Origin of the sequence: Streptomyces sp. NPDC002232 (assembly GCF_042890295.1) — a bacterium.
Classification (GTDB): Bacteria; Actinomycetota; Actinomycetes; order Streptomycetales; family Streptomycetaceae; genus Streptomyces.
The window spans coordinates 361,645-376,469 of record NZ_JBIARV010000007.1 but is presented as its reverse complement, the minus strand read 5'-3'; the positions used below and the strand labels follow the sequence as shown (position 1 = coordinate 376,469).

Below are 14,825 nucleotides of genomic sequence, written 5' to 3'. Positions count from 1 at the left end.
ATACCAGTCCCCGGCTAATCCTCCGAGGCTTGCGGCAGGCGCTTCGTCGGATCATCCGAAAGCTCTCCGAGGGCGAGGAGGACGGAGAGGCGGGTGGGGCGTTCCTCGACCGCCGTGGCGAAGACCTCCTGCGCGGTCGCCCACTCGCGCGGGCGGGTCCTGGCGTAGGCCTGCCAGCCGGTGACGACGAGGGTGACCGGCTCGGGCAGGTCGGTGAGGCAGTCCGCGAGGGCGTCCCAGTTGCGGCCGAACCAGTCGGGCAGCGCGAGCGCGTCGGCGCACCGGTCCATGAGCGCGGCCTTGTCCGTGACGCCGGTCAGGTCGAGGACGACGGGGTCGTCAGGTGTCATCCGTGACCACCTCCCGGAAGGTGTCGTAGTGGTCGTCGGTGTAGTACGCCTCGCCGTCCCGCCCGGTGACGATCCGGCGCGCTCCCCGGTCGCGTCCGCCGGGGGTCTTCACGGTGTACTCGTGGTAGTAGCCGCGCGCCTCGCGGGGCAGGACCCGCTCGAAGTTCGAGAAGACCGTGCCGTCCTTGGCGTACGGGAAGGGGCCGCCGCGCGCGATGAGGGCGAGCGTGTCCCGTGCCTCGGGCGGCAGGTCCGCCGCCCGTACGGTGGGCAGCCCGGAGGTGCCGGTGGGTGCGGCGGTCGCGGTGGCGCGGGAGGGCGCGGGCGTGACGGTGCCGGTCGCGCCGCCGCCCGCCGAGGAGCATCCGGCCAGGAGGACGGCGAGGACGAGCGCCAGGAGAACGCGCGGGGGCCGGAGCGACATGTCCCGAACATACCGTCACGGGATGGCTCCGGCCCCTGTTCGCGGCACGCGTTCAGCTGCCGTCGGGGTCCTTCCGGTCGAGGGCCGGGTGCGTGCCCGGGCTCGACTCGGTGAGCAGGAAGTCGGCCGCCGCGCGGTCGGTGACCAGGCTGGTGACGAGCCCGGAGCGGAGCACCGCGCCGATCGCCGCCGCCTTGCGCTGGCCGCCGGCGATCGCCACCACCTCGGGGATCCGGCGCAGGCGGTCCGCCTCGACGGTGATGCAGCGCTCGCCGAGGTCGCGGCCGACCCGGCGCCCGTCGGCGTCGAAGAGGTGCGCGGACATCTCGGCGGCGACGCCGAGCGAGGCGTAGTGGGCGCGCTCGGCGTCGGACAGCATGTCGTGGACGGTGGAGATGCCCGGCTCCCAGGAGCCGATGGAGACGCAGGCGACGGTGACCTTGTCGAAGTACTCGAAGGCCCGGGCGATGCCGGTCTGGCTGCGCAGCGCGGCCGCGGTGGCCGGGTCGGGCAGCAGCATGGGCGCGTAGATGGGGTGGGCCTCGCCGCCCGAGACCTGGGCGGCGCGCCGGACGGCCTCGACGGAGCCGCGCTCGGCGGTCCCGGCGTCGTACACGCCGGTGAGCTGGACGACGGTGCAGGGCGGCAGCCGGTCGAGGGCGGCCGCCATGTGGATGGTGGAGCGGCCCCAGGCCAGGCCGAGCACGTCGCCCTCGGTGACGAGCTCGCCGAGCAGGTCGGCCGCGACCTCGCCGAGGTTCTCCGGGTCGGGCGACTCGTCGTCGCCCTCGGCCGGGGACTCGACGACGACGGCGTGGCGGAGCCCGTAGCGGGCGCGGAGCGCGTCGGAGCGCTCGGCGTCGAGCTCGGCCGGCACCCGGATCTCGATCCGCACCAGGTCGCGCTCCAGAGCCGTCTCCAGGACCCGGGCCACCTTGAAGCGGCTCACGCCGAACTCCTCGGCGATCTGGATCTTGGACTTGCCCTCGAGGTAGAAACGGCGGGCCATGGCCGCCGCCTGCACCAGCTCCGCGGGGCCCATCCGCAGGGCTGACCGTCCCGCCGACATACCGGCCACCGCGATCTCCTCACTGCTCTTCACGTACCGCTGTTCACGTACGGCTGTCGTTCACACTCTGGCTCGCCGTTCATCCTGTCAGAAACGACGGGCCCTGATCAGTCCTGTCGGCGGCCCGACGGACCGCGTTCATCCGCCGGAGGCTCAGTGGCCACACGCCCACGCCGCCGAGGCGGTCGCGGCCTCCGCGCGGGCCCGGAGGGAGGCGACCGCCGCCGCCGGGTCCGCCGCTCCGTAGACCGCGGAGCCCGCCACGAAGACGTCGGCGCCGGCTTCGGCGCACCGCTCGATCGTGGACTCGGCGACCCCGCCGTCGACCTGGAGCCAGAGCTCCAGGCCGTGCTTGGAGATCAGCTCCCGGGTGCGGCGGATCTTGGGCAGCATGATGTCGAGGAAGGCCTGGCCGCCGAAGCCGGGCTCGACGGTCATGATGAGCAGCATGTCGAGCTCGGGGAGCAGGTCCTCGTAGGGCTCGATGGGCGTGGCCGGCTTGAGCGCCATCGAGGCCCTGGCCCCCTTGGCCCGGATCTCCCGCGCGAGCCGGACCGGCGCGGCGGCCGCCTCGACGTGGAAGGTGACCGAGCCGGCGCCCGCCTCGACGTACTGCGGGGCCCAGCGGTCGGGGTCCTCGATCATCAGGTGGCAGTCGAGGGGGGTGTCCGTCGCCCGGGCCAGCGACTCCACGATCGGGACGCCCAGGGTCAGGTTGGGCACGAAGTGGTTGTCCATCACGTCGACGTGCAGCCAGTCGGCACCGCCGACGGCCTTCGCCTCATCGGCGAGCCGGGCGAAGTCCGCGGACAGGATGCTGGGGTTGATCTGCGCCATGTGCCAAGCCTCCCACGTTCTTGGGCACTTCTTTGCCGCTCGGCGGTTTCGCATTCGGTCCAGACCAATTTCGGTACGAAGTGACGAGACCGGGACCAGGACGGACCGGGAGATTGCGGTCAGGTGATCGAAGGGTCGGGCGCCCGGGGGTCAGGCGGTCCGGCGCAGCAGCGCCAGATACATGGCGTCCGTACCGTGCAGATGCGGCCACAGCTGGACGTCCGGGCCGTCGCCGAGCGCCGGGACGCCGGGCAGCAGCGGGCGGGCGTCGATCAGCTCGGCGCCGCCGGTCCGCTTCAGGACGTCGTCGACGACCACACGGGTCTCGGCGAGGTGCGGCGAGCAGGTCGCGTAGCCCACGACGCCCCCGATCCGGACCGCGCTCAGCGCCTCGGTCAGCAGCGCGCGCTGGAGCGGGGCGAAGCCGTCCAGGTCCTCGGGGCGGCGGCGCCAGCGGGCCTCGGGACGGCGGCGCAGGGCTCCGAGGCCCGAGCACGGCACGTCGACGAGGACGCGGTCGAAGGAGCCGGGCCGCCACGGCGGGCGGGTGCCGTCGGCGGCGATCACCTGGTACGGGCCGGGGTTGCCGGCCAGGGCGCGCTCGACGAGCCGGGCGCGGTGGGGCTGCTTCTCGGAGGCGAGCAGGAAGGCGCCGCGCTCGGCCGCGAGGGCGGCGAGCAGCGCGGCCTTGCCGCCGGGGCCTGCGCAGCCGTCGAGCCAGAGGGTGTCGGCGCCCTCCACGGGCGCGTTCGCGAGGGCGATCGCGACGAGCTGGCTGCCCTCGTCCTGGACGCCGGCCCGGCCCTCCTTGACCGCCTCGATGGCGCCGGGCTCGCCGCCCTCGGCCATCCGCAGGGCGTAGGGCGACCAGCGGCCCGGGAGGGTCTCGGTGGCGGCGGCCAGCTCCTCGGCGGTGGAGCGTCCGGGGCGGGCGACGAGGGTGACCTCGGGGCGCTCGTTGTCCGCCTCCAGGAGGTCCTCGATCCCGGCGCGGCCGCCGCCGAGGGAGTCCCAGAGCGCCGAGACCACCCAGCGGGGGTGCGAGTGGACGACGGCGAGGTGGTCCTCGGCGTCGTCCTCGTACGGCGGGGCGACCTGCTCGACCCAGGCGTCGAGTTCCTGCCGCGAGATCTTCCGCAGCACGGCGTTCACGAACTTGGCGCGCCCGTCGCCGAGCACCACACGGGCGAGCTCGACGGTGGCGGAGACGGCGGCGTGGGTCGGGATCCGGGTGCCCAGGAGCTGGTGGGCGCCGAGCGAGAGGACGTCGAGCACGGGCGGGTCGACCTCGCGGAGCGGCCGGTCCACGCAGGCGGCGATGATCGCGTCGTACGTGCCCTGGCGCCGCAGCGTCCCGTAGACGAGCTCGGTCGCGAGCGCCGCGTCCCGGCCGTCGAAGTCGCCCTTCTCGCGGGCCTTCTTCAGCAGCGGCGGCAGCACCAGGTTCGCGTAGGCGTCCCGCTCGTCCACCGCCCTCAGCGCCTCGAAGGCGAGCATCCGGACGGGGTCCTTCTGGGGCCGCCGGTAGGGCTTGGGGGGACGACGACGTGCCTGCTCGCTCAAAGGTGCTCCGCGTGACGAAATGAAGAGGTCGAACCCCCTCAGCCTACGTCGCCCGCGGAGCGGCCCGCGCCCTACGCCCCCAGCCGCTCGCCCGGCGCGATGCGGACGCCACGGGCCCAGTCGGCGGCCTTCATCGGCTTCTTGCCCTGGGGCTGGACCCAGAGCAGTTCCACGGCGTACGAGCCGGTGCCCGCGTACACGTTGTTCTTGGCCACCGCGAGCTCGCCCGGGGCGAGGTCGGTGCGGTCAGGGAGCGGGGCGACCTGGATGAGCTTGAGGCGCTCGCCGCGGAAGACCGTCCAGGCGCCGGGGGCCGGGGTGCAGCCGCGGACCACCCGGTCCACGCGCAGCGCGGGGGCGGCGAAGTCGACGTGGGCGTCCTCGACCTGGATCTTCGGGGCGAGCGTGATGCCCTCGACGGGCTGCGGGACGGCCTGGAGCGTGCCGTCCTCGATGCCGTCCATGGTCGCGGCGAGCAGCCCGGCGCCGGCGAAGGCGAGCCGGGTGAGCAGGTCGCCGCTGGTGTCGGTCGGGCGGACGTCCTCGGTCACGACGCCGTAGACCGGGCCGGAGTCGAGGCCCTCCTCGATGAGGAAGGTGGAGGCGCCGGTGACCTGGTCGCCGGCCATCAGGGAGTGCTGCACGGGCGCCGCGCCGCGCCAGGCGGGCAGCAGCGAGAAGTGCAGGTTGACCCAGCCGCGGGCGGGGACGTCGAGGGCGACCTTGGGCAGCAGCGCTCCGTACGCGACGACCGGGCAGCAGTCCGGCGCGATCTCCCGCAGCCGGGCGAGGAAGTCCTCGTCGCGGGGCCTGGCCGGCTTCAGGACCTCGATCCCGGCCTCCTCCGCCCGCTGGGCCACCGGGCTGGCGACGAGCCGCCGGCCGCGGCCCGCCGGGGCGTCCGGCCGGGTGACGACGGCGGCCACCTCGTGCCGCCCGGAGGCGAGCAGGGCGTCCAGGGCGGGAACGGCGACCTCGGGGGTGCCTGCGAAGACGAGCTTCATGGGTGGCGACTGCCTGTCTCTCCGGGGGCGTTGTGGGCAGCGCACCAGTCTAGGGCGTGCCGTCCCCGTCCCGTCGTCGCCCGGAGGGCGGCCCCGACAGGTCGCGGGGCCTGGGGCGAAGGGGGCGTACGGGAGGGCGAGCGCCCCGCGCATATGCGTGTACGCCCCCGCAGCGTGACCCAACTCCCGGTGACGCGTTGGTCAAGAGAGATTGACCGAATCGGGCCGCTGTTCCCCCCTCGGCGGCCCGCCCCCTTACACGCCGGTTCGAGAGGCTTTCACATGGCCGACCACGCAACCCACGACGCCCAAGCCCGGGCAAGTCTGCATCTGTTGGTGCGGGACATCGAGAGGGTCCGGCGACAGGTGGACGCACTGCGCACGCTCACGGCCCAGCTGGGCAACGTCTACCGCCCTCGTCGCTCCGGCCCGTCGACGGGCTTCGTCGTCTACGGGCGCGCGCCCGCCCCGACCGTACGTCTCGCCCAGGAGCTGCGGGACAGTGTCGAGACCCTGGTGACCGCGGCGGTCGACTTCGACCGCTCGCTCGGCTTCTCCTGGGACGCGGTGGGTTCCGCGCTCGGGGTCACCAAGCAGGCCGTCCACCGCCGCTACGGCGCGCGGCGCGCGCCCCAGCCGGGCACGGCGGCCGTGGACCAGGACCACGTGGTGGAGCCGGGCGTGACCCGGACGCTCCCCACGGTCCCCGCGGCCCGTTCGATGCCGCCGCAGCCCACGTCGGGCAGCGCCACCCTCCGCGAGGACCCCCGTCCGCCGGCCTTCCCCGGCCCGCGCAACGGCTGACCCACGGGACGACCCGCGACGGCCGCCCTCCCCTCCCGGGGCCGGGCGGCCGTGGCATGCCGGAAGCCGGAAGGCCTGTGTCCGGAGGATCCGGAGGCCCTGACGGTCCGGCGGCGGGAGACAGCGCCGAGGGCGGGCGGCCGCGTCAGCCGATGTCTCCGGCGGCAGGAGACAGCGCCGAGGGCAGGCGGTCCCGTCAGCCGATGTCCGGCGGGTCCACCCTGATCCGCACCGGATCCCCGCCGCCGCGCGCGAGCCGCCCCGCGCGGGCCTGCTTCAGCGCGGCCGCCAGGGCCGCGCCGCTGCCCGGCGGCACCCGGACCAGCGCCCGCTCCCACTGCTCGCCCGGCGGCGGGTCGCCCGGTCTGCGCGGCCCGCCGGGGCGGACGACGGGCACCGGGACGGGCCCGAGGACCTCGGCGTCGGCGGGGAGCCCGGCCCCGGCGAGGAAGCTCTCGACGGCTTCGGGCGGCCCGGTGACGGCGGCCATCCGGGAGACCGGCGGGAAGCCCAGCTCGGCGCGCTCGGCGAGCTCCCGCCGGGCGTGCCCGACCGGGTCCCAGCGGACGAGCGCCTGGACCGGGCGCAGGGTCGGTTCGGCGACCACGACGACGGTGCCGCCCTCGGCCTGGCCCCGGACCAGCGAGGCCGCGTCGATCCAGCGGCGCAGCGCCTCCTCCCCCGCCCGCAGGTCGGGCCTGCCGAGCAGGGCCCAGCCGTCGAGGAGCAGCGCGGCCGCGTAGCCGCCCTCGGCGACGGGTTCGGCGCCGGGGGTGGAGACGACGAGCGCGGGGCGCCCGGGCACGCTGTCCAGGACGTGGTCGCGGCCGGAGGTCCGTACGGGCACGGCGGGGAACGCCCGGCCGAGCTCCTCCGCGGTCCGCCGGGCACCGACCACCTGCGCGCGCAGCCGGGTCGAGCCGCACTCCACGCAGTGCCAGTCGGGGGCGCCCCGGCCGCACCAGCCGCACCGCAGCTCCTGCTGCTCGGGGGCCTCCAGGGGCCCGGCGCAGTGCCGGCAGCGGGCGGGGGTGCGGCAGCGCTCGCAGGCCAGCCTCGGCACGTATCCCCGGCGGGGGACCTGGACGAGCACGGGACCGGTCTTCAGTCCCTCCCGTACGGTCTGCCAGGCCAGGGAGGGCAGCCGGGCGGCGCGCGCGGCCTCGTCGCGGGCGAGCTCGCCGTCACCGACCGTCCGGATCAGCGGGGCGGCCCTGCGGACCTGCTCGCGTCCGGCGCCCAGCGCCTGGGCCCAGCCCGACTCGACGAGCTGCGCGGCCTCGACGGTGCAGCCGGTGGAGCCGAGGAGGAAGGCGCAGCGGTCGTGGGCGGCGCGCAGCAGCAGGACCTCGCGGGCGTGCGGCTGGGGGGCGTGCGGCTCGCTGTGGCTGCCGTCGCCGTCGTCCCAGACGACGGTGAGACCGAGGTCGCGCACAGGCGCGAACATCGCGGCCCGGGTGCCGACGACGGCCTTCACGGCACCGCGCCGCACGGCCAGCCACTGCGCGTACCGCTTCTCGGGGCCGGCCTCGGCGGTGAGCACCGCGTGCCGTCCGGCTCCCAGGACCTCGGTCAGGGCCGCGTCGACCCGGCCGACGGCCCGCCCGTCGGGGACGACGACGAGCGCGCCGCGTCCGGAGGCGAGGGCGGCGGCGACGGCGCGGGCGATCTCCTCGGCCCAGTACGGCCCCGGCAGCGCGTTCCACACGGCGCGGGGTGCCCCGCCGCGCGCGAGGGAGTCCAGGAAGGCGGGTCCGCGGTCGTACCGCGTCCAGCTGCCGGGCTCCGGCGCGGCGGGAGGCGGCAGGGGCGCCGGGGAGGGCTTGCGCTCGGCGGTCGCGTTGCGCGGGGGGACGGCGAGCTGGAGGACGTCGGCGAGGCTCCCGGCGTACCGGTCGGCGACGGCCCGGGCCAGCCCGAGCAGCTCGGGCCCGAGCACCGGTTCCGGCGAGACCACGTCGGCGAGGGCGGCGAGCGGCCCCGCGTAGTCGGACTCGGCGCGCCGCTCGACGAGGAACCCGTCGATGAGCCGGCCGCCCTCCCGCCGGCCGCCCCGCACCTGGTGGGCGCCCGCCCCGAACCGCACCCGGACCCGGACCCCGGGCCGTGCGGCCTCGTCGAGCTCCTCGGGGACCGCGTAGTCGAAGAACTGGTCGAGGTGGAGGGCCCCCTTGTTCACGACGACGCGCGCGACCGGCAGCTCCTTGGCCAGCGCGGCGCCGCGCCAGGTGCGCGGCTTGGCCCGCGGCACCTTCGCGCTCCGTACGGTCTCCCGGATGAGCGCGAGCTGCTCGGGCTCGCCGGGCTCGTCGGGCTTCTCGTCCTCGCTGCTCACAGCCCCATACCTACCAGACCCCACCGACAGCCGGACATGACGGGAGCCCGGCACCCCCACGGGGTACCGGGCTCCTCCGCCTCAGGCCCGGGACTACAGGCCGGCGGCCTGCTTCAGGGCGTCCACGCGGTCGGTGCGCTCCCAGGTGAAGTCCGGCAGCTCGCGGCCGAAGTGGCCGTAGGCGGCGGTCTGGGAGTAGATCGGGCGGAGCAGGTCGAGGTCGCGGATGATCGCGGCCGGGCGGAGGTCGAAGACCTCGCCGATGGCGTTCTCGATCTTCTCGTTCTCGACGGTGTTCGTGCCGAAGGTCTCGACGAAGAGGCCGACGGGCTCGGCCTTGCCGATCGCGTAGGCGACCTGGACCTCGCAGCGCGCGGCGAGGCCGGCGGCGACGACGTTCTTGGCGACCCAGCGCATGGCGTAGGCGGCCGAGCGGTCGACCTTGGACGGGTCCTTGCCGGAGAAGGCGCCGCCGCCGTGACGGGCCATGCCGCCGTAGGTGTCGATGATGATCTTGCGGCCGGTGAGGCCGGCGTCGCCCATCGGGCCGCCGATCTCGAAGCGCCCGGTCGGGTTCACGAGCAGGCGGTAGCCGTCGGTGTCGAGCTTGATGCCGTCCTCGACGAGCTGCTTCAGCACGTGCTCGACGACGAACTCGCGGATGTCGGGCGCGAGCAGCGACTCGAGGTCGATGTCCGAGGCGTGCTGCGAGGAGACGACGACCGTGTCGAGGCGGACGGCCTTGTCGCCGTCGTACTCGATGGTGACCTGGGTCTTGCCGTCGGGGCGCAGGTACGGGATGGTCCCGTTCTTGCGGACCTCGGTGAGGCGGCGGGAGAGGCGGTGCGCGAGGTGGATCGGCAGCGGCATCAGCTCGGGCGTCTCGTCCGACGCGTAGCCGAACATCAGGCCCTGGTCGCCGGCGCCCTGCTTGTCGAGCTCGTCCTCATCGCCCTCGACCCGGGACTCGTACGCGGTGTCCACACCCTGGGCGATGTCCGGGGACTGGGATCCGATGGACACCGACACGCCGCAGGAGGCGCCGTCGAAGCCCTTCTTCGAGGAGTCGTAACCGATCTCGAGGATCTTGTTCCGGACGAGGGTGGGGATGTCCGCCCACGCCTTCGTGGTGACCTCACCGGCGACGTGCACCAGGCCGGTGGTGATCAGCGTCTCGACGGCGACGCGCGAGGTGGGGTCCTCGCGCAGCAGGGCGTCGAGAATGGTGTCGCTGATCTGGTCAGCGATCTTGTCGGGGTGGCCCTCGGTGACGGACTCCGAGGTGAACAGACGACGGGACACAACGCTCCCTGGGGTTGCAGCGGCTGCTGGCTACTCGTGACGCGGACCGGCAGGGGGCTGCGCCCCGCGACGTTCCACGAACAGTCTATCGGTCGTGGTCGGACAATGGACCAGGTGTCTCGCCTGGCGAATGCCAGTGGACAGCGGGATCCGGCCTTCGGCAAGGCAGAGCTGCCCACTCGGGTGGGGCGCAAATCACTTCCGAGGCGGCGTTTCGCGTCGCCGGTCAGCAGGATCACGCCACCGTCCCGGGCGGCTCTGATGCGTCAGGTCGTGGGCCGCAGCCGCGGCAGGACCAGGTCCCAGACCGTCTCGGCGAGCGCTTCCTTGGGCCCGTACGGCACCGGGGTCTCGGCGCCGTCGGAGGCGAGCACGACGGCCTCGTTCTCCTCGGAGCCGAAGGTCTTGCGCTCCCCCACCTCGTTGACGACGAGGAGGTCGCAGCCCTTCCGGCGGAGCTTCGCCCGCCCGTTGGCGAGGACGTCGTCGGTCTCGGCGGCGAAGCCGACGACGACCTGGCCGGGCAGGGCGCGGTCGGCGGCCAGCTCGGCGAGGATGTCGGGATTGCGCACGAGCTCGACGGTGGGCGCACCCCCGTCGTCCTTCTTCTTGATCTTGCCGGGGGCGTAGACGGCGGGGCGGAAGTCGGCGACGGCGGCGGCCATCACGACCGCGTCGGCGTCGGCGGCGGCCTTCAGCACCGCCTCGCGCAGCTGCACGGCGGTGCCGACGTGGACCACGTCGACCCCCGCCGGGTCCGCGATCCCGGTGTTCGCCTCGACGAGGGTGACCCGGGCTCCGCGCGCGGCGGCGGCCCTGGCGAGGGCGTATCCCTGCTTGCCGGAGGAGCGGTTGCCGAGGTAGCGGACGGGGTCGAGGGGCTCGCGGGTGCCTCCGGCGCTGACGACGACGTACCGACCGGCGAGGTCGGGGGCCGCGTGGCCGCGGGCCAGGATCCGGCGGCAGACCTCGAAGATCTCGGTCGGGTCCGGGAAGCGGCCCTTGCCGGTGTCGACGCCGGTGAGGCGGCCGACGGCGGGCTCGATGACGACGGCGCCGCGGCGGCGCAGGGTGGCCACGTTCTCCTGGGTCGCCGGGTGCTCCCACATCTCGGTGTGCATGGCGGGGGCGAAGACCACCGGACAGCGCGCGGTGAGGAGCGTGTTGGTGAGCAGGTCGTCGGCGAGGCCGTGGGCGGCCTTGGCCAGCATGTCGGCGGTGGCGGGGGCGACGACGACGAGGTCGGCGGCCTGGCCGATCCGCACGTGCGGGACCTCGTGGACGGAGTCCCACACCTCGGTGGAGACGGGGTTCCCGGAGAGCGCGGACCAGGTCGCGGCGCCGACGAAGTGCAGTGCGGAGTCGGTGGGGACGACGCGCACGTCGTGGCCCGACTCGGTGAGCCGGCGGAGCAGCTCGCACGCCTTGTAGGCGGCGATGCCGCCGCTCACGCCCAGGACGACCTTCGGCTCGGACACGACTTCCACGACTCCCCGCGCTCGGATGCGTACGACTCCATGAGACACCACAGGCCCGGCGGATGTTCCGCCGGGCCTGTGGTGACAAGCGTTACAACGTGGGGTGCTCTACTGCGCGGGGTCCGCGATCTTCTCGGACGTCAGTAGACCCGCGTTGATCTCGCGCAGGGCGATCGAGAGCGGCTTCTCGTGGACGTGGGTGTCGACCAGCGGACCCACGTACTCCAGCAGGCCCTCGCCGAGCTGGGAGTAGTACGCGTTGATCTGACGCGCGCGCTTGGCCGCGTAGATCACGAGGCTGTACTTCGAGTCCGTGGCCTCGAGCAGCTCGTCGATCGGCGGGTTGATGATGCCCTCGGGCGCGGTGATGGAAGAGGACACGCTCTACCTTCCGAAGATGGAAAAAAGATCAGACAACGTTCATCAACGTTAGCAGCTCGCGTGCGACGTCCTCGACGGAGGTGTTGACGAGGGTGGTGTCGAACTCCGACTCGGCGGCCAGTTCGACCTTGGCGGCCTGGAGACGCCGCTCGATGACCTCGGGCGACTCGGTGCCCCGGCCGGTGAGCCGGCGGACCAGCTCCTCCCAGCTCGGCGGGGCCAGGAAGACCAGCTGGGACTCCGGCATGGAGTCCTTCACCTGGCGGGCGCCCTGGAGGTCGATCTCCAGGAGCACGGGCTCTCCGGAGTCCAGCCGCTCCAGGACGGCGGTGCGCGGGGTGCCGTAGCGGTTGCCCGCGAACTCGGCCCACTCGAGGAGCTCACCGTTGGCGATCAGCTTGTCGAACTCGTCGTCCGTGACGAAGAAGTAGTGGACGCCGTGCTTCTCGCCGGGGCGGGGCTTCCGTGTCGTCGCCGACACCGAGAGCCAGACCTCGGGGTGGACCTTGCGCATATGAGCGACGACCGTGCTCTTGCCGACCCCGGAGGGGCCGGAGAGCACGGTCAGCCGCGGACGTACCTCTGCTGCCATGCAGCGATTATTCCAGCTTTACCGGCATGCCCGGGACGCGTGCCCCGGATCGGTGGCCGGTCCGGCCGCCGATCAGGCGCCGGTGCTGCCGAACTCGCGCTCCAGGGAAGCGATCTGGTTGGAGCCGAGACCGCGCACGCGGCGGCTCTCGGAGATGCCGAGCCGCTCCATGATCTGCTTGGCACGGACCTTGCCGACGCCGGGCAGGGACTCAAGGAGCGCGGAGACCTTCATCTTGCCGATGACGTCGTTCTCCTGGCCCGTCTTGATGACCTCGTGGAGGGAGGCGCCGGAGTGCTTGAGTCGATTCTTGACCTCGGCCCGCTCCCGGCGAGCCGCGGCGGCCTTCTCGAGCGCGGCTGCGCGCTGTTCAGGGGTAAGGGGCGGAAGAGCCACGCCTACGTCACCTCGGATGTCGATCTGTCGGATACGGACCGGTGAGGAACCTGAGCCCCACACCAGTGGAGCAACGCGCAACGGAGTGGCCGTTGAACGCCTGCTCTGCCCCGGAGACTAGCGGCCGATGCCGCTCCAGTCAGCGAGAACAGCGGAAAAGTCCTGGTCAGCATCGACCGACCAGGACTTTTCCGGCATAAAGACCCGGTTTTGAGCCAAGATTTCGTCAAGTGGTGAGACGGCTCACCATCGACCGACCCCGCCGCCTCCGACCTGCGGATTGTCCGGGAGACCCGTCAGCGGGCGACGGCCGCGCGGATCTCGTCCGCGTACCGGTGAGCCGAGTCCCGCAGGGCGGCCACGTCGGGGCCGTGCCGCAGGACGCCCCGGCTGACGTTCGGGACGACGTTGCCGACCGCCGCGCCGAAGACGGCCGGGAGGTCGGCGGGGGTCGCGCCCTGGGCGCCGATGCCGGGGGCGAGGAGCGGCCCGTTGATGTCCAGGTCGAAGGAGGACAGGTCGCCGAGGGTGGCGCCGACGACCGCGCCGAACGAGCCCATGGGGGTCTCTCCCGCGTTCTCCTCGGCGAGGTGCGCGAGCATGGTCGCGCCGATGGTGCGGCCGTCCTCGCGGACCGCCCGCTGGACCTCGGCGCCCTCCGGGTTGGAGGTGAGGGCCAGCACGAAGAGGCCGGCCCCGGACTCCCTCGCCAGGTCGACGGCCGGCTTCAGGGCGCCGTAGCCGAGGTACGGGGAGACGGTCAGCGCGTCGGAGAAGAGCGGGGAGTCCTTGTGCAGGAAGGTCTCCGCGTACGCCGCCATCGTGGAGCCGATGTCGCCGCGCTTGGCGTCCATGACGACCAGGCCGCCCGCCGCGCGCAGGTCCGCCGTGGCGCGCTCCAGGACGGCGATGCCGCGCGAGCCGAAGCGCTCGAAGAAGGCGGACTGCGGCTTGAAGACCGCGACCGTCCCGGCGAGGGCCTCGACGACGGTGAAGGTGAAGCGCTCCAGGCCGGCGATGTCGTCGGCCAGGCCCCAGGAGTCCAGCAGGGCGGCGTGCGGGTCGATGCCGACGCAGAGCGGGCCGCGCTCGTCCATGGCCGAGCGCAGGCGGGTGCCGAAGGGGAGGGTCACGGGGTGGCCTTTCGGTTGTCGGCGCCGACGGCCTCGGCGAGGGTGGCGTACGGGGAGGCCGCGAGGCGCGCGGCCAGGCCCTTGTGGATCCCGCGGGCGTAGAACGGACCCTCGTAGATGAAAGCGCTGTAGCCCTGGACCAGGGTGGCGCCGGCGAGGATGCGCTGCCAGGCGTCCTCGGCGTTCTCGATGCCGCCGACGCCGACCAGGACCAGGCGGTCGCCCACGCGCGCGTGGAGGCGGCGCAGGACGGCCAGGGAGCGCTCCTTGACGGGGGCGCCGGACAGACCGCCGGTCTCCTTGATCAGCGCCGGGTCGGACTTCAGGCCAAGGCCCTCGCGCGCGATGGTGGTGTTCGTCGCGATGATGCCGTCGAGGCCCAGCTCCAGGGCGAGGTCGGCGACCGCGTCGACGTCCTCGTCGGCCAGGTCGGGGGCGATCTTGACCAGGAGGGGGACGCGGCGGTCGGTGACCGTGCGGTCGGCGGCCTCGCGGACGGCCGTGAGGAGCGGGCGCAGGGACTCGGTGGCCTGGAGGTTGCGGAGGCCGGGGGTGTTCGGGGAGGAGACGTTGACGACGAGGTAGTCGGCGTGCGCGGCGAGGCGCTCGGTGGACTTCACGTAGTCGGCGGCGGCCTCGGCCTCGGGCACGACCTTGGTCTTGCCGATGTTGACGCCGACGGTCGTCCGGAAGACCGCACGGCGGGCGGCCAGGCGGGCGGCGACGGCGGCGGAGCCCTCGTTGTTGAAGCCCATGCGGTTGATCAGGGCGCGGTCCGGGACCAGCCGGAAGAGCCGCTTCTTGGGGTTGCCGGGCTGGGCCTCACCGGTGACGGTGCCGATCTCGACGTGGTCGAAGCCGAGCATCGACATGCCGTCGATGGCGACCGCGTTCTTGTCGAAACCGGCGGCGAGGCCGAAGGGGCCGTGCATGCGCAGGCCCAGGGCCTCGGTGCGCAGCTCCGCGTACCGGGGGGCGAGGACGGCCGCGACGAAGGTGCGCAGGACCGGGATCCGCGCGGCGAGCCGGATCCAGCGGAAGGCCAGGTGGTGGGCCTCCTCGGGGTCCATGCGCTTGAAGACCAGGTGGAAGAAGAACTTGTACATGGGTCTGTCGTCCAAGTGTGCTCATGACGAGGGGGACACCGCAGGTCCTGC

15 protein-coding genes are annotated in these 14,825 nt (G+C 73.6%); 1 reads left to right on the top strand and 14 read right to left on the bottom strand.

The features are described 5' to 3' along the window. Positions 1-14: 14 nt before the first annotated feature. The 6 genes from ACFYXU_RS33430 to fmt form a co-directional block, all read right to left on the bottom strand. Positions 15-350, bottom strand: coding sequence for a barstar family protein (locus tag ACFYXU_RS33430; protein WP_389461362.1), 336 nt, complete (start codon positions 348-350; stop codon positions 15-17). After that, positions 340-774, bottom strand: coding sequence for a ribonuclease domain-containing protein (locus ACFYXU_RS33425; RefSeq protein WP_376516234.1), 435 nt, complete (start codon positions 772-774; stop codon positions 340-342). The genes ACFYXU_RS33430 and ACFYXU_RS33425 overlap by 11 nt, the downstream gene beginning before the upstream one ends. A 52-nt stretch (positions 775-826) precedes the next feature. Continuing rightward, a complete protein-coding gene (locus ACFYXU_RS33420; RefSeq protein ID WP_329850732.1) occupies positions 827-1,876 on the bottom strand; it encodes a sugar-binding domain-containing protein in 1,050 nt (349 codons plus the stop codon). Positions 1,877-1,996: 120 nt separating this feature from the next. Further along, entirely contained in the window at positions 1,997-2,680 is a 684-nt protein-coding gene (rpe, locus tag ACFYXU_RS33415) for a ribulose-phosphate 3-epimerase (protein WP_041128223.1), read from the bottom strand. Between the two features lie 150 nt (positions 2,681-2,830). Beyond that, entirely contained in the window at positions 2,831-4,243 is a 1,413-nt protein-coding gene (locus ACFYXU_RS33410) for an RsmB/NOP family class I SAM-dependent RNA methyltransferase (RefSeq protein ID WP_389461360.1), read from the bottom strand. A gap of 71 nt (positions 4,244-4,314) precedes the next feature. Next, on the bottom strand, positions 4,315-5,247 hold the full coding sequence (fmt, locus tag ACFYXU_RS33405; RefSeq protein ID WP_329850736.1) for a methionyl-tRNA formyltransferase: 933 nt from the start codon (positions 5,245-5,247) through the stop codon (positions 4,315-4,317). A 282-nt stretch (positions 5,248-5,529) separates the two neighbouring features. Here fmt and ACFYXU_RS33400 point away from each other — a divergent pair, with 282 nt between their 5' ends. Next, positions 5,530-6,051, top strand: a complete 522-nt coding sequence (locus tag ACFYXU_RS33400) for a hypothetical protein (protein WP_329850737.1) — start codon at positions 5,530-5,532, stop codon at positions 6,049-6,051. Positions 6,052-6,247: 196 nt separating this feature from the next. On the opposite strand, the gene ACFYXU_RS33395 is transcribed toward ACFYXU_RS33400, so the two are convergent. The 8 genes from ACFYXU_RS33395 to ACFYXU_RS33360 form a co-directional block, all read right to left on the bottom strand. After that, positions 6,248-8,386 (bottom strand): primosomal protein N', encoded by a 2,139-nt coding sequence (locus ACFYXU_RS33395; RefSeq protein WP_389461357.1) that lies wholly within the window; start codon positions 8,384-8,386, stop codon positions 6,248-6,250. A gap of 93 nt (positions 8,387-8,479) precedes the next feature. Continuing rightward, positions 8,480-9,688: a methionine adenosyltransferase gene (gene metK, locus ACFYXU_RS33390; protein WP_389408710.1), complete on the bottom strand. Its 1,209-nt coding sequence runs from the start codon at positions 9,686-9,688 to the stop codon at positions 8,480-8,482. A 266-nt stretch (positions 9,689-9,954) separates the two neighbouring features. Further along, complete coding sequence (coaBC, locus tag ACFYXU_RS33385; RefSeq protein WP_389461355.1) at positions 9,955-11,166, bottom strand: bifunctional phosphopantothenoylcysteine decarboxylase/phosphopantothenate--cysteine ligase CoaBC; 1,212 nt, start codon at positions 11,164-11,166, stop codon at positions 9,955-9,957. 108 nt (positions 11,167-11,274) lie between these two features. Next, positions 11,275-11,547 carry a DNA-directed RNA polymerase subunit omega gene (gene rpoZ, locus ACFYXU_RS33380; protein ID WP_046907460.1) on the bottom strand — a complete coding sequence of 91 codons (273 nt, stop codon included), beginning with the start codon at positions 11,545-11,547 and terminating at the stop codon, positions 11,275-11,277. A 28-nt stretch (positions 11,548-11,575) separates the two neighbouring features. Continuing rightward, the gene (gmk, locus tag ACFYXU_RS33375) at positions 11,576-12,139 is read right to left on the bottom strand and encodes a guanylate kinase (RefSeq protein WP_361393814.1); all 564 of its coding nucleotides are present in this window, start codon (positions 12,137-12,139) and stop codon (positions 11,576-11,578) included. Positions 12,140-12,211: 72 nt separating this feature from the next. Next, on the bottom strand, positions 12,212-12,535 hold the full coding sequence (locus ACFYXU_RS33370) for an integration host factor (RefSeq protein ID WP_030204477.1): 324 nt from the start codon (positions 12,533-12,535) through the stop codon (positions 12,212-12,214). Positions 12,536-12,831: 296 nt separating this feature from the next. Beyond that, positions 12,832-13,668, bottom strand: coding sequence for an orotidine-5'-phosphate decarboxylase (pyrF, locus tag ACFYXU_RS33365; RefSeq protein WP_376516247.1), 837 nt, complete (start codon positions 13,666-13,668; stop codon positions 12,832-12,834). Then, positions 13,665-14,774 carry a quinone-dependent dihydroorotate dehydrogenase gene (locus ACFYXU_RS33360; RefSeq protein WP_376516259.1) on the bottom strand — a complete coding sequence of 370 codons (1,110 nt, stop codon included), beginning with the start codon at positions 14,772-14,774 and terminating at the stop codon, positions 13,665-13,667. The genes pyrF and ACFYXU_RS33360 overlap by 4 nt, the downstream gene beginning before the upstream one ends. Between the last annotated feature and the right edge of the window lie 51 nt (positions 14,775-14,825).